General features: G+C 72.7%; 18 protein-coding genes and 1 pseudogene. 12 read left to right on the forward strand and 7 right to left on the reverse strand.

Annotated features, from left to right (window positions below):
- Positions 1-20 precede the first annotated feature (20 nt).
- Positions 21-689 (reverse strand): 1-acyl-sn-glycerol-3-phosphate acyltransferase, encoded by a 669-nt coding sequence (locus tag G3I60_RS33740; RefSeq protein WP_138352683.1) that lies wholly within the window; start codon positions 687-689, stop codon positions 21-23.
- 267 nt (positions 690-956) lie between these two features.
- On the opposite strand from G3I60_RS33740, the gene G3I60_RS33745 reads away from it, so the two are divergent.
- From G3I60_RS33745 to G3I60_RS33755, 3 genes are all read left to right on the forward strand, one after another.
- Positions 957-2,123, forward strand: coding sequence for a glycerophosphodiester phosphodiesterase (locus G3I60_RS33745; protein WP_164608106.1), 1,167 nt, complete (start codon positions 957-959; stop codon positions 2,121-2,123).
- Between the two features lie 89 nt (positions 2,124-2,212).
- Positions 2,213-2,737 (forward strand): sigma-70 family RNA polymerase sigma factor, encoded by a 525-nt coding sequence (locus G3I60_RS33750; RefSeq protein ID WP_138352681.1) that lies wholly within the window; start codon positions 2,213-2,215, stop codon positions 2,735-2,737.
- A gap of 203 nt (positions 2,738-2,940) precedes the next feature.
- Entirely contained in the window at positions 2,941-3,447 is a 507-nt protein-coding gene (locus G3I60_RS33755) for a GNAT family N-acetyltransferase (protein ID WP_138352680.1), read from the forward strand.
- 10 nt (positions 3,448-3,457) lie between these two features.
- Here G3I60_RS33755 and G3I60_RS33760 read toward each other — a convergent pair whose 3' ends face one another.
- The gene (locus tag G3I60_RS33760) at positions 3,458-3,910 is read right to left on the reverse strand and encodes a hypothetical protein (protein ID WP_138352679.1); all 453 of its coding nucleotides are present in this window, start codon (positions 3,908-3,910) and stop codon (positions 3,458-3,460) included.
- Entirely contained in the window at positions 3,903-4,271 is a 369-nt protein-coding gene (locus G3I60_RS33765) for a hypothetical protein (protein ID WP_164297015.1), read from the reverse strand. Before G3I60_RS33765 ends, G3I60_RS33760 begins: the two co-directional genes overlap by 8 nt.
- An 81-nt stretch (positions 4,272-4,352) precedes the next feature.
- Between G3I60_RS33765 and G3I60_RS33770 the strand changes: the two genes are divergently transcribed.
- From G3I60_RS33770 to G3I60_RS33785, 4 genes are all read left to right on the forward strand, one after another.
- Entirely contained in the window at positions 4,353-4,997 is a 645-nt protein-coding gene (locus G3I60_RS33770; protein ID WP_164297013.1) for an HAD-IA family hydrolase, read from the forward strand.
- A gap of 285 nt (positions 4,998-5,282) precedes the next feature.
- Positions 5,283-6,353: a methionine ABC transporter ATP-binding protein gene (locus tag G3I60_RS33775; protein ID WP_138352676.1), complete on the forward strand. Its 1,071-nt coding sequence runs from the start codon at positions 5,283-5,285 to the stop codon at positions 6,351-6,353.
- A complete protein-coding gene (locus G3I60_RS33780) occupies positions 6,350-7,081 on the forward strand; it encodes a methionine ABC transporter permease (RefSeq protein ID WP_138352675.1) in 732 nt (243 codons plus the stop codon). Before G3I60_RS33775 ends, G3I60_RS33780 begins: the two co-directional genes overlap by 4 nt.
- 52 nt (positions 7,082-7,133) lie before the next feature.
- On the forward strand, positions 7,134-7,973 hold the full coding sequence (locus G3I60_RS33785) for a MetQ/NlpA family ABC transporter substrate-binding protein (protein WP_138352674.1): 840 nt from the start codon (positions 7,134-7,136) through the stop codon (positions 7,971-7,973).
- A gap of 63 nt (positions 7,974-8,036) precedes the next feature.
- Here the strand turns inward: G3I60_RS33785 and G3I60_RS33790 are convergent, their stop codons facing one another.
- Complete coding sequence (locus tag G3I60_RS33790; RefSeq protein ID WP_187144809.1) at positions 8,037-8,828, reverse strand: class I SAM-dependent methyltransferase; 792 nt, start codon at positions 8,826-8,828, stop codon at positions 8,037-8,039.
- 186 nt (positions 8,829-9,014) lie between these two features.
- Here G3I60_RS33790 and G3I60_RS33795 point away from each other — a divergent pair, with 186 nt between their 5' ends.
- From G3I60_RS33795 to G3I60_RS33815, 5 genes are all read left to right on the forward strand, one after another.
- Complete coding sequence (locus G3I60_RS33795; protein WP_138352673.1) at positions 9,015-9,662, forward strand: GNAT family N-acetyltransferase; 648 nt, start codon at positions 9,015-9,017, stop codon at positions 9,660-9,662.
- Positions 9,663-9,785: 123 nt separating this feature from the next.
- Positions 9,786-10,988 carry a precorrin-6y C5,15-methyltransferase (decarboxylating) subunit CbiE gene (gene cbiE / locus G3I60_RS33800; protein WP_138352672.1) on the forward strand — a complete coding sequence of 401 codons (1,203 nt, stop codon included), beginning with the start codon at positions 9,786-9,788 and terminating at the stop codon, positions 10,986-10,988.
- A 261-nt stretch (positions 10,989-11,249) separates the two neighbouring features.
- The gene (cobT, locus tag G3I60_RS33805; RefSeq protein ID WP_164608108.1) at positions 11,250-14,501 is read left to right on the forward strand and encodes a nicotinate-nucleotide--dimethylbenzimidazole phosphoribosyltransferase; all 3,252 of its coding nucleotides are present in this window, start codon (positions 11,250-11,252) and stop codon (positions 14,499-14,501) included.
- A gap of 196 nt (positions 14,502-14,697) precedes the next feature.
- Positions 14,698-15,930: a uroporphyrinogen-III C-methyltransferase gene (cobA, locus tag G3I60_RS33810; RefSeq protein WP_164297010.1), complete on the forward strand. Its 1,233-nt coding sequence runs from the start codon at positions 14,698-14,700 to the stop codon at positions 15,928-15,930.
- Between the two features lie 75 nt (positions 15,931-16,005).
- Positions 16,006-16,824 carry an RNA methyltransferase gene (locus tag G3I60_RS33815; RefSeq protein ID WP_138352669.1) on the forward strand — a complete coding sequence of 273 codons (819 nt, stop codon included), beginning with the start codon at positions 16,006-16,008 and terminating at the stop codon, positions 16,822-16,824.
- Between the two features lie 256 nt (positions 16,825-17,080).
- On the opposite strand, the gene G3I60_RS33820 is transcribed toward G3I60_RS33815, so the two are convergent.
- The 3 genes and pseudogenes from G3I60_RS33820 to G3I60_RS33830 all read right to left on the reverse strand — a co-directional run.
- Positions 17,081-18,217, reverse strand: a complete 1,137-nt coding sequence (locus G3I60_RS33820; protein ID WP_164608110.1) for an acyl-CoA dehydrogenase family protein — start codon at positions 18,215-18,217, stop codon at positions 17,081-17,083.
- Positions 18,214-19,416 carry an acyl-CoA dehydrogenase family protein gene (locus tag G3I60_RS33825; RefSeq protein ID WP_138352667.1) on the reverse strand — a complete coding sequence of 401 codons (1,203 nt, stop codon included), beginning with the start codon at positions 19,414-19,416 and terminating at the stop codon, positions 18,214-18,216. Before G3I60_RS33825 ends, G3I60_RS33820 begins: the two co-directional genes overlap by 4 nt.
- A gap of 119 nt (positions 19,417-19,535) precedes the next feature.
- A pseudogene (locus tag G3I60_RS33830) lies at positions 19,536-19,797 on the reverse strand (serine/threonine protein kinase); the annotation flags it as partial.

Consider the following 19,797-nt stretch of genomic DNA (forward strand, 5'->3'; position numbering starts at 1 on the left):
GGGCGCCTCGGCGCCGTGGGTCAGGCGGCCTTGGCCTTGGTCGCGTACATGTCGACGTACTCCTGGCCCGACAGCCGCATGACGTCGCTCATCACCTCGTCGGTGATGGCCCGCAGCACATAGCGGTCACGGTCCATGCCCTCGTAGCGGGAGAAGTCGAGGGGCGCGCCGAAGCGGATGGTCACCCGGTGGATGCGCGGCAGCTTCTTGCCGGCCGGCTGGACGCGCTCGGTGCCGATCAGCGCGCAGGGCACGACGACCGCGCCGGTCATCAGGGCGAGCCGGGCGACACCCGTACGGCCCCGGTACAGCCGGCCGTCGGGGGAGCGGGTGCCCTCCGGGTGGATGCCGAAGATCTGGCCGTCCTCCAGCACCCGGCGGCCCGTCATCAGCGCCGCCGCGCCGCCGCGGGCGCCGTCCCGGTCCACCGGGATCATGCCGACGGTGGTGAAGAACGCGGCCTTCGCGCGGCCCTTGATGCCGCGGCCGGTCACGTACTCGTCCTTGCCGAGGAAGAAGACCGGGCGCGGGGCCACCAGGGTCATGAACGGTGAGTCCGAGAAGGCGAGGTGGTTGCCCGCCAGGATGACGGGTCCGGTCGCGGGGATGTTCTCCATTCCCTCGACACGCGGGCGGTACAGCACGCGGAGGAGCGGTACGAGCAGCGCATTGATCAGGAAACGGAACAACGGGCCCTCCGGGCAGGGGATCGGTGGATCGCAGACCAGGGGCGCACGCCCACTGGCGCACACCCCCTATAGATGAGGACGATACTTCCGTTCGCCTGGTCAGCGCACGCCGGGTTCACACACTTGCTACGCAGTGTTGACGTACGTTCCGCGCATGTTTCGCCTGTCGTGGCTCGTACGAAAGATGTACGCGCCTACGATGCGCGGGTCGACCGGCAGGTGCCGCACAGGCGTTCGGCCGCAGTCACCGGAGACAGGGGAGAGCTCATGACGCACGACCAGCAGGGATCAGGACCGGCCCGCCGGGCCGTCCTCGGCGCGGCGGCGGCCCTGTGCGCCGGCGGCGCGGTGTTCGCCCTGCCGGGGACGGCGGCCGCCGCGGACACCGCGGCCAACCGCGGCGGACACGGCTCGCCCAAGCTGCCGGTGCCGACCGTCATCGGGCACCGCGGCTCCAGCGGCTACCGCCCCGAGCACACCTTCGGCTCCTACCAGTACGCCCTGGACATCGGCGCGGACGTCATCGAGCAGGACCTCGTGCCCACCAAGGACGGCCATCTGGTCTGCCGGCACGAGCCCGAGATCGGCGGCACCACGGACGTCTCGAAGCACCCCGAGTTCGCGAGCCGTAGGACCACCAAGACCATCGACGGCACCGCCATGACCGGCTGGTTCACCGAGGACTTCACGCTCGCCGAGCTGAAGACGCTGCGCGCCGTGGAACGGCTGCCCGCCAACCGGCAGCGCAACACCCTCTACGACGGCCGCTGGGAGATCCCCACCTTCGAGGAGGTGCTCCAGTGGGCCGAGGAGCAGGGCCGCAAGCGGGGCTGTCCGGTGTGGCTGCACACCGAGACCAAGCACCCCACGTACTTCCGCAAGCTCGGCCTCGGCCTGGAGGAGCGGCTGGCCAGGCTGCTGCGCCGCTACGGCCGTGACCGGAAGAACTCCCCGCAGTTCCTGGAGTCCTTCGAGTCGGGCAGCCTGCAGCGGCTGGGCGCGCTCGGTGTCGCGGCCCCCAAGATCTTCCTGCTCTCCGGCCTCGGCAGCCGCCCGTGGGACTTCGTCGAAGCGGGCGACCCGCGCACCGTCGACGACCTCATCACCCCCGCCGGCCTGCAGTGGACCGCGCGCTTCGCGCAGGGCATCGGGCCGACGCTCACCCTGATCATCCCTGTCGACGCGGCCGGGAAGCTCGGCACCCCGACCACGCTGGTGCGCGACGCGCACGCCGCCGGGCTGATCCTGCACCCGTACACGATGCGCAACGAGAACACCTTCCTGCCCGCCGACTTCCGCAGGGGCACCGACCCGAACGCCTACGGCGACGCCTTCGGCGCGTTCAGGAAGTACTTCGAGCAGGGCATCGACGGGATCTTCTCCGACAACGCCGATACCGCGCTCCTCGCCCGCCAGGACTTCCTGAAGTCCTGATGCGGCCCTTCGGGCGGATGATCCACTCTGACGGGTGAAGACGGCCGCGTCCGGCAACCGCCGGGCGCGGCCGCGTCGTCCCGGCGATCATGACGATGTCGCTGCGTGAGGACGAACTGACCCGGCTGCGCCCGCTGGTCGCCGCGGAGGCGGCCGCCGAAGAGGTGGCCGGCGGCATCGAGGCCGCCGACCTCGAACAGGCGGTGTGGCTGCGGATGCTCGAACTGGCCGTTCCGCCGGCCGATCCCGCCCGCTGGCTCCGGGCCGCGGTACGGCGCGAGGTGCGCGAGGCCGCCCGCCGGGTCCGCCGTGAGCTGCCGTACACCCCGGGCCGCGACCCGGCGGCCGACCGCGGGCCGTCCGTCGAGGAACAGGTGCTCGGCGCCGAGCAGCGAGCGGCCGTGCACGCCGCCGTGCGGCGGCTGCCGGGACGCTGCCCGCAGGTGGTTGGTGCACTGATGTCCCGTTCCGACCCCACATACCAGGAAATCTCCCGGGAGTTGGGAATCTCACAGGGCAGTATCGGCCCTTTGCGCTCACGCTGTCTCGGCTGTCTGCGCTCGATCCTGAAATCCGGGGTTGCATCCCCGGTAAGACGGGGTAAGGCACGGTAAACAGTCGGCGACAAGGCGTTCCTTGCGCGTTCGAACGTGGCCGGATGCGGGTATTGCGAGGCATCTACCGCGCCGGGGCGTTTGTGCGATCATCAGCGCCACGGAGACGGCGCACACCCGTACCAACTCCGGTCAGGCACACGTCCCGGGCGCGCATCACACCCTCATCAGCCCGGGCGGACTCGAAGGGGAGGCCTGCGCACATGGGCATGAGCGTGACCATCTCTACGGCGGATCCAGACGACGCCGAGAAGATCCTCAAACTCCAGTACCTCTGCTATCAGAGCGAGGCGGAGCTCTACGGCGACTACACCATAGAACCGCTCACCCAGACCTTCGAGGCGCTGCGCGCCGAGCTGGCTCAGGGGTGCGTCCTGGTCGCCCGGCTCGGCGACGAGGTCGTCGGCTCGGTACGCGGGGTCGTCGATGTCGACGGCACCGCCCGGATCGCCAAGTTGATCGTCCATCCCCGTATGCAGCGGCACGGCCTCGGCGGCCGGCTGCTGCACGCCGTCGAGGAGCGGCTGTCCGCCGAGAGCGAGGCGAAGCGGTACCGGCTGTACACCGGGCACCGCAGCGACCTGAACCTGCGGCTGTACCGCAAGCTGGGGTACGAGCAGGTGGGCGACGCCGAGCCGGTCACCCGGCGGCTGAGCCTGGTCACCATGGAGAAGGACGCCCCGACGGCGACGTTCGCCGCCAGCGCCTGAACGGTTTCCGTTACGGCTGTTGTGGCCGCGCCGACCTGCGCAGCCACAACAGCCCGGCGACGGGCAGCAGCAGCGGCAGGAAGAGATAGCCGATCCCGAAGTCCGACCACACGGTCGCGTCGGGGAACGCGGACGGGTCGACGAGGGTGAAGGTGCCGACCGCGAGCACGCCGGCCAGTTCGGCCGAGCAGCACACGAGCGCCACCCTGCGGGCCGCCTCGCCACCGCGCCGGAGGGCGACGGTGATCACCGCGTAGACGAGCCCGGCGACCGCCGACAGCACGTACGCCAGCGGCGCGTCATGGAACTTCGTGATCATCTGCACCAGCGAGCGCGACACCGCCGCGACGGTGAACACCCCGTAGAGCGAGAGCAGCAGCCGCCCGGGACCCCGGCCGATCCGCCCGGCCCCGGCTTCGTTCGCGGCCGGCGCCCCGGATGCCTCGTGTGCGGGCTCAGACACCGCCGCCTCCCCAGATGTCGAAAAGCCGTACTTCGAGCACGGCGAGGATCACTCCGCCCGCGGCGACGATCGCCGATCCCCAGCGGGTGCGTTCGGTCAGCGACATGAAGGCGGCCGCCGGGATCGTGCAGGCGGCGCCGACCAGGTAGGAGACGAAGATCAACGTGCCCTGGTCCGGCTTCTCGCCGCGCGAGAGCTTCACCAGGGCGATCACCAGCTGAACCAGCGCGAGCACCGTGACCACGGCCATGCCGATGAAGTGCCAGTCCTTGGTCGGCTGGTCGCGGAAGGCGGCGAAGCCGCACCACGCCGCGAGCAGCAGCGCCGCGACCGAGACCGTGATGGTGACTGCGTCGAGCATGCCGCGACTCTATTACGGGTCAAAAGGGCCGGGCCCAGCGGGATCCAGGAGCCCTCCGCGCCCGGCGTAGGGTGGCCGGATATGAAGATCACCACGCAGGCGCTGCTGTTCGACAACGACGGGACGCTCGTCTCCTCCATGGACTCGGTGGTCCGCTGCTGGAGCCGGTGGGCGCGGGAGGAGCGGGTGACGGCCGAGGCGTTCGCGGCGGTGCAGCTGCACGGCAGGACCGCGGTGGCCATCATCCGGGACCTGCTGCCCGAGGAGCGGGTCCCGGCGGCGGTGCGCCGGATCGAGGAGCTGGAACTGGCCGACGCGGACGGCGTGGTCGTCCTGCCCGGCACCCTCGCGCTGCTCGGCTCGCTGCCGGCCGGCCGCTGGGCGGTCGTCACCTCCGCCACCGGCCGGCTGGGCGCCGCCCGGCTCGCCGCCGCCGCGATCGATCCGCCCCTGCTGATCAGCGCCGACGACGTGACGAACGGCAAGCCGGACCCGGAGCCCTTCCTGCTGGCGGCCCGGAAGCTGGGGGTGCGCCCGGAGGACTGCACCGTCTTCGAGGACGCTCCCGCCGGTCTCACCGCGGGCCGCGCCGCCGGGATGCGGACCGTGGCCTTGGCCACAACCCATGCCGTCGAGGAGTTGGCCGCCGACGTGGTGGTCCGGGACCTGTCCGCGGTATCGGTGCAGGTCACGGACGCGGGCCTGGAGATCACCACCGCTGGATGAGCGGGCTGTCCGCATAGTGAACGGCCTGCCCGGAATGCGGGACGCGACCGGCGGGTCTGCTTTACTGGATCTCATGACCACGACGAACAGCCGCTGCCGCGCGACCGAGGCGACCACGCCCGGTGTTCGTTGTATGTGTCGAATGTGTGACTAGCCGAGGGCTCAGCCCCGCGTCACGACATTCCGTGGTTCCAGCGACTTCCTCTTCCTGCCGCTGATCCCCGCTTGGCCCCTGACGGGCCGATCCGTGCCGCGATCCGAGAAGAATGCCCCCTGTGCGGCGCTATGTCTGCCGCGCACTCGACAGTGACGGATACCCCTGTGATCACCACCACGGACCTGAGAAAGGTCTACCCCTCGCGTGACCGCGAGATCACCGCCCTGGACGGCGTCGATCTGCACGTCCGCGAGGGCGAGGTCTACGGCGTCGTCGGACAGAGCGGCGCCGGCAAGTCCACCCTCATCCGCTGTGTCAACCTCCTCGAGCGCCCCACCTCCGGCACCGTCGAGGTCGCCGGGCAGGACCTGACCGCGCTCGGCGGCCGGACCGACCGGGCGGGAGCCGCGCTGCGCGCCGCCCGCAGCGGCATCGGCATGGTCTTCCAGCACTTCAACCTGCTGGCCTCGCGCACCGTGCAGGGCAACGTCGAGCTGCCGCTGGAGATCCTCGGCATCTCCGGCAAGGAGCGCTCCCGCAAGGCCCTCGAACTCCTGGACCTGGTCGGTCTCGCCGACAAGGCCCGCGCCTACCCCGCGCAGCTGTCCGGCGGTCAGAAGCAGCGCGTCGGCATCGCCCGCGCGCTGGCCGGCGACCCCAAGGTGCTGCTCTCCGACGAGGCCACCTCGGCGCTCGACCCGGAGACCACCCGCTCCATCCTCCAGCTGCTGCGCGACCTCAACCAGCAGCTGGGGCTGACCGTTCTGCTCATCACGCACGAGATGGACGTCGTCAAGGCGATCTGCGATTCGGCCGCGCTGATGAAGAACGGCAGGGTCGTGGAGTCCGGCACCGTCGCCGAGCTGCTCGCCACCCCGGGCTCCGAGCTCGCGCACGAGCTGTTCCCGGTCGGCGGTGAGCCGTCAGGACCGGACCGCACGGTCATCGACCTCACCTTCCACGGCGAGAGCGCGACCGAGCCGGTCATCTCCCAGCTGGCGCGCACCTACAACGTGGACGTGTCGATCCTGGGCGCGGCCATGGAGACCATCTCCGGCCGGCAGATCGGCCGGATGCGGATCGAACTGCCCGGTCCTTTCGAGGACAACGTCGTACCGATCGGCTTCCTGCGCGAGCAGGGCATCCAGGTCGAGGTGGCACGGACCGCCGCCGCACGCGTGAAGGAGACCGTGAAATGACCTGGGCCGAAATACAGCCGCTGCTCACGACGGCCTGTTGGGAAACCCTCTACATGGTGGGCTGGTCCACCGTGATCACGGCCGCGATCGGCCTGCCGCTCGGCGTGCTCCTGGTTCTCACCAGCCGGGGCGGCCTGCTGCAGAACGTGGTGCTGAACAAGGTCATCGGCGTCGTCGTGAACATCACGCGGTCGCTGCCGTTCATCATCCTGATGGTCGCGCTGATCCCGTTCACGCGCTGGCTCGTCGGCGCCGCGTTCGGGCTCAACGCCGCCGTCGTCATGCTGTCCGTCGGTGCGATCCCGTTCTTCGCGCGGCTCGTGGAGACCTCGATCCGCGAGGTCGACCCCGGGCTCGTCGAGGCGGTCCACGCGATGGGCGGCAACACCCGCACCGTGGTCGTCAAGGCGCTGCTGCCCGAGTCGCTGCCGTCGCTGGTCTCCGGACTCACCACCACCGTGATCGCCCTCGTCGGCTACTCGGCCATGGCCGGCACGATCTCCGCCGGCGGCCTGGGCAACCTCGCGTGGACCTACGGCTACCAGCGGTTCGAGAACAAGGTCATGATCGCCACGATCGTGCTGCTGATCGCGCTGGTCACCGTCGTCCAGCTGGCCGGCGACCTGACCGCCCGGGCGCTGGCCCGCCGGGGCGCCCGGACCTCCGGCGCCCCCGGACTCCGTCTGCTGCGCGCCGCCCGCGTCGCGGAGACCACTGAGACCTCCTGACCCGCCGGGCTCCCTCCGGCTCGTACCATCCACTGAGAAAGAGGCACTTTTCGTGCGTAACACCACCAGGATCACCACTGCTGTGCTGGCCGCCGGAGCCCTCGCTCTGGGCCTGAGCGCCTGCGCCTCCAACCCGACCCAGAAGGACGGCGAGAACGACGCGCTGGTCGTCGCCGCGAGCCCCGTGCCGCACGCCGACATCCTGAAGTTCGTCAAGGACAACCTGGCGGAGAAGGCCGGACTGAAGCTGGAGGTGAAGGAGTTCGACGACTACGTCATACCGAACACCGCCACCGAGAACGGCGAGGTCGGCGCCAACTTCTTCCAGCACAAGCCGTACCTCGACGACTTCAACGCCAAGAACAAGACGCACATCGTCCCGGTCGTGAACGTCGAGCTCGAACCGCTCGGCCTCTACCCGGGCAAGGCGAAGACGCTCGCCGAGATCAAGGCCGGCGACACCATCGCCGTGCCCAGCGACACGACCAACCAGGGCCGCGCGCTGCAGCTGATCGCCTCCAAGGGCCTGATCACGCTCAAGCCCGGCGTCGGCGCCAACGCCAGCCTGCAGGACATCGCCGACAGCAAGGGCCTGAAGTTCAAGGACGCGAAGGCGGAGCTGCTGCCCAGCCAGCTGCCCGACGTGGCCGCCGCCGTCATCAACGGCAATGTGGCGCTCGGTGCCAAGCTCGACCCGGCCAAGGGCACGCTCGCCCTGGAGAAGGCCGAGGGCAACCCTTACGCCAACTTCCTGGCGGTCAAGGACGGCAAGCAGAACGACCCGCGGGTCGTGAAGCTCGTCAAGCTGCTCAACTCCCCTGAGGTCAAGAAGTTCATCGAGACCAAGTACCACGGCTCGGTCGTCCCGGCGTTCGGCAAGCCCGCCGCCTGACATCCGCGCCTCCGCACCCCGGCCGCCCGACCAGGCGGCCGGGGTGCGGTGCGTCGTGGCCCGTTACCGGCGCCGCACCCAGTACACGTCCGTCATGTACGGCATCTCGATGTCGCCGCCGCGCCGGGTCGGCTCGTGCGCGCCGAGCAGCGACTCCAGATCGGCCCGCACCCGCTCCTGCTCGGCCGCGTCCAGCACCGCGATGTGGCTGGACGACATCATCCGCTCGACGACGTCCTCGACGGTCGTCGAATGCGGGTTGGGCCAGTGCCGCTCGTGCACCCGGCCCCAGCCCGGCCGCCCCTCGAAGGACCTGCGCCACCGGTTGTCGGGATCCCCGATGCCGGAGGCCAGCGGCGGGCTCGGCAGATCGCGCGGCGCCAGCCGGAAGAAGATGTCCTGGAAGTCGCGCACCCACGGCACCGAGGTGTCGTACGTGTTCCACACCAGGGCGAGCGCGCCGCCCGGCCGCAGCAGCCGCTCCACCTCGTCGAGCGCGTCCGTCTCCTGGAACCAGTGCCAGGACTGCGCCGCCACCACCGCGTCCGCGCAGCCGTCCGGCAGCCCCGTCGCCTCCGCCGTGCCCGCCGTCACCACCACGCCGGGCAGCAGTGCGGCCAGCCGTTCGCGCATCTCCGGCACCGGCTCCACGGCCAGCACCTCGGCCCCGGTCAGCGCCAGCAGCCGGGTGAACTTGCCCGTGCCCGCCCCGAGATCGACCGCCGTCCGCCCCGCCTGCAGCGGCAGGGCGTCCGCCAGCGCGGCGAGCGCGGCCATGGGGTACGAGGGGCGGGAGCGCTCGTACAAGCCCGCGGCCCGCTGGGATCCGACTCCTGCTGCGTGGTGCAACGTCACGCGGCCAGACGCTAGCAGGGTCGGACGGCGGCAGCCGATACCCGCCCCGGCCGTCATACGGCCTACCCTGGAAGGGCGTTCACGGATCACCCCTCCCGTGAACCGTTCTGCGAGCCCGCTCTGCGAATGTCGCGGCCGATGCTGCATGCTGTGCTCTCCACACATGCCCTGGTTACGGAGCAGCGAATGACCTCCACCTTTCCGGACATCTCCATCAGTACGGAGCGGCTGGTGCTGCGCCCCTACGAGGAAGCCGACATCCCCGCCCTCGCGGAGATGATGAACGATGAGCTGGTCACCGCCTGGACCTCCGTCGCCCAGCCGTACACCGAGGACGACGCCCGCGCCTTCGCCACCCGGATCGCCCCCGCGGAACGCACCGAGGGCCGCGGCATCGTCTTCGCCGTCACCGAGTTCCTCACCCAGCGGCTGGTCGGCACCGTCCATCTGCAGAACACCGACTGGCGCATCCGCAGCAGTGAGATCGGCTACATGACCGCCCCCTGGGCGCGCGGTGAGGGATACGCCTCCGAGTCGGTGCTCGCCGTCACGCAGTGGCTCTTCGACGACCAGAAGTTCGAGCGCCTCGAACTGCGGATCGCCGCCGACAACACCGCCTCCCAGCAGGTCGCCCAGAAGATCGGCTGCATCAGCGAGGGCGTGCTGCGCAACGCCGGCATAGTGCGCAGCCGGCCGGAGGAGGACCCGGGCGGCCGGTGGGCGGAGATGAGGACCGACCTGATCGTGTGGAGCCTGCTCCCGGAGGACCTGGACGTACCGCGCGGCCGGGGCTCGGGGGACGAGGGGTACGTGGCCTTCGCCGACTGGGAGTAACGACCCTGCAGGCGCCGTCGGCGCCGTCGTCCGGTCAAGATCGGGCCCCGGGGTACTGTGCTTTCCCGGGGGAGCGCGCCACGCCCGGACACCGACCGCGACCACGCCCAGGAGACTGACGACATGGCCGACCGGGTCACCGTGATCGGGTGGGACGGCTCGCCGCCGTCCGATGCCGCGCTGTCGGCGCTCGCCGCAGCCACCCTGGTGGCCGGTACCCGCCGTCATCTGGACCTGCCGTACGTACCGGCGGCCGCCGAGCGGATCGTGCTCGGCAGCATCGAACTGGCCGCCCGCCGGATCGCCAAGCACCGGGGCACCGCGGTGGTACTGGCCGACGGCGACCCGGGCTTCTTCGGCGTCGTGCGCGCCCTGCGCGATCCGGAGCACGGCCTGGAGATCGAGGTCGTCCCCGGCGTCTCCTCCGTCGCACGGGCCTTCGCGCTGGCCGGCATGCCGTGGGAGGACGCCCGTGTCGTCGTCGCGCACAGCCGGTCGCTGCGCCGCGCGGTCAATGTGTGCCGGGCCTACCCCAAGGTCGCCGTGCTGACCGCACCCGGCGCGGGCCCCGCGGAACTCGCCCTGCTGCTCGAGGGCGTACACCGCACCTTCGTCATCTGCGAGGCGCTGGGCACCGAACACGAGCAGGTCAGCGTCCTCACCTCGGACAAGGTCGCCGACCACATCTGGCGCGATCCCAACGTCGTCCTGGTCGTCGGCGGCATCACCTCCGCGGACCCGGCGGTCGCGGGCCGCAGCGGCTGGATCGCCGGCCGCGACCCGGGGTTCCCCGGCGCGGTGCGCGGCTGGGCCCTGCCGTCCTCGGAGTACGGCGGCGACGGCTCGCACCAGCTGCGGGCGCTCCAACTCGCCCGGCTGGGACCGCGCACCGGTGACCTGGTCTGGGACATCGGCTCCGCGGACGGGGCGTTCGCCGTGGAGGCCGCCCGGTTCGGCGCGGCGGTGATCGCGGTGGACCGTGACGAGGACGCCTGCGACTGGATCACGGCGGCCGGCCGGCGCTTCGGCGTCCAGCTCCAGGTCGTGCACGGCACCGCGCCGCAGGCGCTGGAGGACCTCCCCGAGCCGGACGTCATCCGGATCGGCGGGGGAGACGCCGAAGTCGTCACGGCGTGCGCCGCCCGGCGCCCCGAGCGCATCGTCGCGAGTGCGGGCAACCGGGACGAGGCGGAGGCGGTCAGCCGGGCCCTGGAGGAGGGCGGCTACGACGTCGAACGCGCCCTGCTGCAGACCGTCGAACTGGATTCCGGCTGGGCGGAACGCGAACGCCTCGTCACCTTCGCCCTCTGCGGCCACCGCAGGTGACAGCGGGCCCGCCGGCCCGCCCGCACTGTGGACCCTTGGACCGTCCTCCGGCGCACGCGCGGTAGGCTGGCGGATCGTTGTGCCGTCGTCGTGCGTTGACGGATCGACCCGTTGTCGATCTGCTGGTCATCCGTCGCCGCCGGGCAGCACACGCGGTGCCGACGCGCCGCATTCCCCGCCTTCCGGCCGTTGTGGCCGGCGGGTGGACAGTGTGCGCGGCGCGGCGTTGGAAGGAGCGATACCGATGGGCGAGGGGCACGCATGACTGACACCGGCCAGGTCCCGGGCGAGGGACTGCCGGAGAACGCAGTCGGGGAAGCGGTTCCGCAGCCGCCCGCCGATCTGCCCGGCAGTGCCGCTCACCAACCGACCGCTCCCCACTGGGGAACGGACGCGCTGAGCGGCGACGGCGCTCCCGCGTACACCTTCCTCGACCAGTCGGAGCCTTCCGGCCCGGCGGTCGACGACGACGAGGACCTGCTCCTGATGCCCAGTCTGCAGGGCTCCTGGAGCGATCCCCAGCCCGTTCCGCCGCAGCCCGAGGTCGTCGTGCCTCCCCTCAACGGAGAGGGGCACGCGTCCCACGAGTCCGCGGGACGCGACTCCGGATCCCTCGACTACGGGACGGTCCGGCTGCCGCAGGCCGAGCAGCCGCTGCCCGAGGGTGCGGTCCCCGCCGCCGTCCAGGAACCGGAGCCCGTGGCCCAGCAGGCCACGGAGCAGGTTCCGGAGCCGGCGGCCGAGCCGTTCGCCGCCGAGGAGCCGGCCGCCCAGCCGACGCCGCCCCGGCGGCCGTTGCACATGGGTCCGCCGATGCCGGACCCGGCTTCCAGCGGTGTCTCCGTCCGCTCGCTGGCCGACCGCGGACCGGCGACGGCCCAGGGCCAGACGCCCGCCCCGCTGCGCGCGACCGGCGGCCCGGCCACCGCGGGACCCGAGTACCTCGACGTCCCGCACAGCGACTCCGCAGCCATCCCCGCGCAGCAGACCGGCGAGGCTCCCGAGCCCGCCGCCGTCGCGCAGCCGGGCTCGCCCGTCCAGGGCAGCGCATGGCCGTCGGCGGCGCCCGCCGTCCCCGTGGCGCAGCAGCAGGACCTCCCGCCCGTGGTCCTCGCGGCGGTACCCGCGCCCGAGCCGGTCCAGCCGCAGCCGCAGGCCGCGGTGGAGCAGTCGGTCGCGGCCCAGCCGTCCGTCCAGGCCGAGCACCCCGCCGCGGTCCAGCCGCAGGCCGTGGCACCGGTCGTCCCCGCCCAGGGAGTGCCGGCAACGCCGCACGCGGGCACGCCCGTCCCGGACGCCGGGGCCGCACCGATCGCCGTCGCGCCGGCAGCGCAGGCCGAACCGGTCGCGCCCGTCGCACCCGTGGAAGCAGTGGCACCCGTGGCTCCCGTCGCACCGGAGCCGGTGCAGCCGTCCGTGAACGTGCAGGTGCCGCCGGTCGTCGTCGCCGCGCAGCCGCCGGTGCAGGTCACCGAGGTCCCTGCCGAAACGATCACTCCTCCGGCGGCTCCCGCCCAGCACCCGGCGGAGCCCTACGTCCTGCCCGACGCGCTGCCCGAGCCCATCGGCGTACCGGCAGCGGCGGCCCCGGCGCCGCCCGCACCGCAGGACGCTCCGGTGCCGGACGCTCCCGCCCCGGACCTGACCGCCGCCGTCCTGGCGCCGGTTCCGGCCGAGCAGCCGCCCGTGCCCGGTACGCCGGTCCCGGCCGAACTCCCCGGTGAGCCGGACGAGTCCGCCGCCCCGCCCGCCGAGGCACCCGTACCGGTCGTGCGGCAGCCCGCCGCCGACGGGTACGAACCCGCCGTCCGTGACGCTGTCCACCGCGTGATCCGCGAACGCCGGGACATCCGCAACGGCTTCCGCGACGACCCCATCCCGCACGAGGTGCTGCTGCGCGTCCTGGAGGCGGCCCACACCGCCCCCAGCGTCGGCCACTCGCAGCCCTGGGACTTCGTCGTCATCCGCTCCGCCAAGACCCGCGAGCGCATGCACGAGCTGGCCAACGAGCAACGCGACGCGTACGCCAAATCGCTGCCGAAGGCCCGCGCCAAGCAGTTCCGGGAGCTGAAGATCGAGGCGATCCTCGACACCCCGGTCAACATCGTCGTCACCGCCGACCCCACCCGTGGCGGCCGGCACACGCTCGGCCGGCACACCCAGCCGCAGATGGCCCCCTACTCCTCCGCCCTCGCGGTCGAGAACCTGTGGCTCGCCGCCCGCGCAGAAGGGCTCGGGGTCGGCTGGGTCAGCTTCTTCGACGAGCGCCAGATGGTCCGTGAGCTGGGGCTGCCCGAGCACCTCGAAGTCGTCGCCTACCTCTGTATCGGCTACGTCGACGAGTTCCCGGAAGAGCCCGAACTGATGCAGGCCGGCTGGTCCCAGCGCCGCCCGCTGTCCTGGGTGGTCCACGACGAGGAGTACGGCAACCGCGCCCTGCCCGGCGAGGAGCCGCACGACCTGCTGGAGGAGACGCTCCGCGGCATCCGCCCGCTGGACGCCAAGGCGCTCGGCGAGGCCTGGGAGCGGCAGAAGCGGATGACCAAGCCGGCCGGCGCGCTCGGCATGCTGGAGATCATCTCCGCGCAGCTCAGCGGCCTGTCCCGGCAGTGCCCGCCGCCGATCCCGGAGCCCGCGGCCGTCGCGATCTTCGCCGGTGACCACGGGGTGCACGCCCAGGGCGTCACGTCCTGGCCGCAGGAGGTGACCGCCCAGATGGTCGCCAACTTCCTCGGCGGCGGCGCGGTCTGCAACGCGTTCGCCAACCAGGTCGGCGCCGAAGTCTGCGTCATCGACGTCGGCGTCGCGTCGGAACTCCCCAGCACCCCCGGGCTGCTGCCCCGCAAGGTCCGGTACGGCACCGCGGACTTCACCGCCGGTCCCGCGATGACCCGCGATGAGGTGCTGCGCGCCATCGAGGTCGGCATCGAGACCGCCCGCGACCTGGTCGCGGCCGGCAACAAGGCGCTGCTCACCGGCGAGATGGGCATCGCCAACACCACCACCTCCGCCGCACTCATCTCGGTCTACACCGGCCAGGACCCGGCCGAGGTGACCGGTCGCGGCACCGGCATCAACGACGAGATGCACGCCCGCAAGATCGACGTCGTCCGCCGTGCGCTGGATCTGCACCGCCCGGACCCGGCCGACCCGATCGGCGTACTCGAGGCGATCGGCGGCCTGGAGCACGCCGCCATGGTCGGCCTGCTGCTCGGCGCCGCGGCGCTGCGCACACCGGTGATCCTGGACGGCGTCAGCGCCGGCGCCGCCGCGCTGGTCGCCCGCGCCATCGCCCCCGAGGTGCTGGCCGCCTGCATCGCCGGCCACCGCAGCGCCGAGCCGGGCCATGTCGCGGCCCTCACCAAGCTGGGCCTGCGACCGCTGATCGACCTCGATCTGCGACTCGGCGAGGGCACCGGCGCACTGCTGGCGCTGCCGCTGGTGCAGAGCGCTGCGCGCGTCATGCACGAGGTCGCGACGTTCGACTCCGCGGGAGTCACCGAGAAGGGCTGACGCCCATGACGTCAGCAGCGAACGCCGGGCGCGCCGGGTGCGGCCGCCCGGCGTCGCCGCGCGCAGGTGTGATCTTGCGCGCTGCGGCCCGGGCGCATCCGACCGTAGGGTTGGCAGCAGGGGCCCGGCCCCGCGCGCACCACAGCCGCTCCAAGGGAGCAGCGGCAGCAACTTCGCCACAAGGAGCCGTACAGCCATGGCCGACGACCGCAACGACGCTCCCGCCTATCCCGTCGGGTTGCGGCTGTCCGGACGGCGGGTGGTCGTGCTCGGCGGCGGTACCGTCGCGCAGCGCAGGCTGCCGGCGCTCGTGTCGGCGGGCGCCGACATCGTGCTCGTCTCGCCGACGGCGACCCCGTCCGTCGAGGCGATGGCCGACGCGGGCGAGCTGCGCTGGGAACGCCGTCCGTACCAGGAGGGCGACCTCGCGGACGCCTGGTACGCGCTGATCGCCACCACCGACACGGCGGCCAACGCCGCCGCGTCCGCGGAGGCCGAGGCCCGCCGCGTCTGGTGCGTGCGCAGCGACGACGCCGAGGCCGCCACCGCGTGGACCCCCGCCACCGGACGCAGCAAAGGGGTGACCGTCGCCGTCCTCACCGGGCGCGACCCGCGCCGCTCCGCGGCCGTCCGCGACGCGGTCGTCGAAGGGCTGCGGGACGGCACGCTGGTCGCTCCCCGGCACCGCGAGCGGACCCCCGGCGTGGCGCTCGTCGGCGGCGGCCCCGGCGACCCGGACCTGATCACGGTGCGCGGCCGGCGGCTGCTCGCCGAGGCCGACGTGGTCATCGCCGACCGGCTCGGCCCCCGCGACCTGCTGGACGAACTCCCGCCGCACGTCGAGGTGATCGACGCCGCGAAGATCCCCTACGGCCGGTTCATGGCCCAGGAGGCGATCAACAACGCGCTCATCGAGCACGCCAGGGCCGGCAAGGCCGTGGTCCGGCTCAAGGGCGGCGACCCGTTCGTCTTCGGGCGCGGCATGGAGGAGGCCGAGGCGCTCGCCGAGGCGGGCATCGCCTGCACCGTCGTGCCCGGCATCTCCAGCTCCATCAGCGTGCCCGGCGCCGCCGGCATCCCGGTCACCCACCGGGGCGTCGCGCACGAGTTCACGGTCGTCAGCGGCCATGTCGCCCCCGAGGACCCGCGCTCCCTCGTCGACTGGCCGGCGCTCGCGAAGCTGCGCGGCACGCTCGTGCTGCTCATGGCCGTCGAACGGATCGGTGCCATCGCCGCCGCGCTCGTCCAGCACGGCCGTTCCGCCGACACCCCGGTCGCCGTCATCCAGGAGGGCACCATGGCCGCGCAGCGGCGTGTGGACGGCACCCTGGCGACCGTCGCCCAGGTCGTCGCCGACGCGGAGATCCGGCCGCCGGCCGTCATCGTCATCGGCGACGTCGTCACCGTCGGCCGCGCCGTCCAGGGGTAGGCAGCGCCCGGCGGGTACCGGCCAGGTAACCACCCCGGCGTTGGCATGTGCCGCGGGACAGGGCAGTATCAGCCTGTGGCTGAGCTCATCACGATCGACGACCCGGACGACCCGCGCCTTCACGACTACGTGGCCCTGACCGACGTCGAGCTGCGGCGCCGCCGCGAGCCCGCCGAAGGGCTGTTCATCGCGGAGGGCGAGAAGGTGATCCGGCGCGCCCGGCACGCCGGGTACCGCATGCGGTCCATGCTCCTGTCGGCCAAGTGGGTCGACGTCATGCGCGACGTCATCGACGAGGTGCCGGCGCCGGTGTACGCGGTGAGCCCGGAGCTCGCCGAGCAGGTCACCGGCTACCACGTGCACCGCGGCGCGCTCGCCTCCATGGGCCGCAAGCCGCTGCCGGAGGCGGACGACCTGCTGGGGACCGCGCGCCGCATCGTCGTCATGGAATCCGTCAACGACCACACCAACATCGGCGCCATCTTCCGCAGCGCCGCGGCGCTCGGCATGGACGCCGTGCTGCTCTCCCCGGACTGCGCCGACCCGCTCTACCGACGCTCCGTCAAGGTCTCGATGGGCGCGGTCTTCTCGGTGCCCTACGCCCGCCTCGACAGCTGGCCCCGCGACCTGGAGACGGTGCGCGCGGCCGGCTTCAAGCTGCTCGCCCTCACCCCGGCCGACAAGGCCACCGACATCGACGAGGCCGCTCCGCACCGGCTGGAACGGGTCGCCCTGCTCCTCGGCGCGGAGGGCGACGGTCTGTCCACCCAGGCCCTCGTCGCCGCCGACGAATGGGTCCGCATCCCGATGGCCCACGGCGTCGACTCCCTGAACGTCGGCGCCGCGGCGGCCGTCGCCTTCTACGCGGTGGCGTCCGGCCGCCCCCAGGACTGAGAAGCGCCCGTCCGACCCAAGGGGACGTGGCGGGGTGCCGCCGCAGGCGACGAGAATCCACCACCGTCACTGTGCGGACGGCCCGCGGGTTCGAGCGCCGAGGAGGTGCCCCGTCACGGCCCCGACCCACCCACGACAGGGCGCCGCCGTCGCCGGGCAGCAGGCGCGATGACACCTCCACCCGCGAGCCGGGGGCGCCCGTCAGCCGGAGGCGCCCGGCCGTCCCACCGACTGACGGCCGGTCACCACCCGGGACTCAGGCCGGGAGACCCACCAACTCGGCGAGAGCCGCCCGGTGGCGCCCCGGCGTGCCCAGGGCGATCTCGTCGGCCTTGGCGCGCTTGAGGTAGAGGTGGGCGGGGTGCTCCCACGTCATGCCGATACCGCCGTGCAGCTGGACGCACTCCTCCGCCGCGTGCACGGCGGTCGTGGCGCAGTGCGCCTGGGCGACGGCCACCGCGACGGCCGCGTCAGGGCTGCCGGACGCCAGCGCGTCGGCTGCGTTGCGCGCGGCGGCGCGGGCCGAGACGACCTCCAGCCAGAGGTCCGCCAGCCGGTGCTTGAGGGACTGGAAGGATCCGACGGGACGGCCGAACTGATGCCGCTCGCCCAGGTAGCGCACGGTCTCGTCGAGGCACCACTGGGCGATGCCCAACTGCTCGGAGGCGAGCAGACCGGCCCCGGCGAGCAACGCGGCGCGCAGCGCATCGGCGGCCGAGTCGGGACCGACGAGCAGCCGGGCGGCGACCGCGTCCAGGGTGAGGTCGGCGATCGGCCGCGTCAGGTCGAGCGAGACCGGCACGTCGATGGAGACCCCGGCGGCGTCGGCGGCGATCTCGTAGAGGCCCGGCCCGTCGGGGCCGACCGCCGGCACGACGAGCACGTCCGCGGCAGACGCGTCGGCGACGCCGGTGATCCGGCCGCTCAGCGTGCCGTCGGCCGCAACACGAACACTCCCCGGGAACGCGGCGCCGGGCGCCGTGGGCAGCGGTACGGCCAGCGCCGCGGTGGCCTCGCCGGAGGCGAGCCGCTTCAGCAGCGGACCCGCCGCCGCGGGCGCGGCCAGCAGCGCCGAGGTGGCGAGCACCGCGCTGCCGAGGAACGGCACCGGCGCGACCGCGCCGCCGAGTTCCTCCAGCACCACCGCGGCCTCACGGGCGGACGCCCCCTGGCCGCCGAGCTCTTCCGGTACGAGCAGCCCCGCGATGCCGATCTCCGCGGCCAGCGTGCGCCACAGGTCCAGGTCGTACGGGGTGCCGCTCTCGATCCGGGCCAGCACCGCGGTCGGCGGGCAGCGGTCCGCCAGCAGACCGCGAACGGCGGACCGCAGATCGTCCTCGACGTCGGAGTACAGCAGATCGGGGGTCGCGGGCTGCGACGACGGCTGGTTCATCGGGGAAGGTCCTTCCAGGCGGCGTCCTTGTCGGTGCGGGGCTCGGACGGCAGGCCGAGCACCCGCTCGGAGACGATGTTGCGCAGGATCTCGGAGGTGCCGCCCTCGATCGAGTTGCCCTTGGCGCGCAGATAGCGGTAGCCCGCGTCCCGGCCGAAGAAGTCGACGGTCTCCGGGCGGGTCATCGTCCAGTCGCCGTAGCGCAGTCCGTCCTCGCCGAGGAGTTCCACCTCCAGGCCGCTGATCTGCTGGTTGAGCCGGGCGAAGGCGAGCTTCAGCCCGGAGCCCTCGGGGCCGGGAGCACCGGCGGCGAGCTGCTGGCGGACCCGTTCCGCGGTGAGCCGGGAGACCTCGGAGTCCACCCACAGGCGCAGCAGCCGGTCGTGCAGGTCCGGGGTGCGCAGCTCGGGCCGTTCGCGCCAGGTGGCGGCGACCGTGCCGATCATCCCGCCCTCGCGCGGGATGGAGGCGCCGCCGATCGCGACCCGCTCGTTCATGAGGGTGGTCTGCGCGACCCGCCAGCCGTCGCCGACGGCCCCGAGCCGGTGCGCGTCCGGGATCCGGACGCCGGTCAGGAAGACCTCGTTGAACTCGGCCTCACCGGTGATCTGCCGCAGCGGGCGGACCTCGACACCGGGATCGGTCATGTCGCAGACGAAGTACGTGATCCCGCGGTGCTTGGGCAGGTCGGGGTCGGTGCGGGCGATGAGGATGGCCCAGCGCGCGTTGTGCGCGTTGGACGTCCAGACCTTCTGGCCCGTCACCACCCAGTCGTCGCCGTCCCGTACCGCGCGGGTGCCGAGCGAGGCCAGGTCAGAGCCGGCGCCCGGCTCGCTGAAGAGCTGGCACCAGACCTCCTCACCGGTCCACAGCGGCCGCAGGAAGCGGGCCTTCTGCTCGTCGGTGCCGAAGGTCAGGACGGTCGGGGCGGCCATGCCCAGGCCGATGCCGATCCGGCGCGGATCGTTCTCGGGCGCTCCGGCCGCCGCCAGCTCGGCGTCCACGACCCCTTGCAGGGAGCGGCGGGCGCCGAGGCCGCCCAGGCCCTGGGGGTAGTGCACCCAGGCCAGGCCCGCGTCGAACCGGGCCCGCAGGAACGCGAGGCGGTCGGTGGAGGCGGGGTCGTGCGCGGAGAGCAGCGCCCGCACGCGGTGACGCAGGCCCTCCTCGTCGGGGGTGCCCGCCGGTTCGGTCGTCATACGCCACGTCCTTCCCGCTCATCCATCTCATCGCGACTAAGCAAGCGCTTGGTAACGTAGTCGATGTGAGGGTGCCGACGCCAGACCCCGCAGCAGAGCGGGTGGCTTCGGGAGAGGGGTCAGCGCGGCCAGGCGCCCTGCGCGACCGCGATACAGGCCGCGGCCAGCAGCGTCACGATGACGAAGACGATGAGGCGCTGCCGCAGCAGCCGCCGGTCGGGCCCGCCGGGCCGGCGTCCCGCGGGCGTGCGGGGCGCTGGAGTGCGCGGTGCGGGAGTGCGCTGCCCCGGCGGCCGCGGGACCGGCGTACGGCCGGTGTGCCGCGCCGAGGACGCCGTACCGCCCGCCGTCCGCCGCTCGGTGTGCTGCTGGGCGTACTCC

The organism is Streptomyces sp. SID13666 (genome assembly GCF_010548325.1).
GTDB lineage: Bacteria > Actinomycetota > Actinomycetes > Streptomycetales > Streptomycetaceae > Actinacidiphila > Actinacidiphila fildesensis.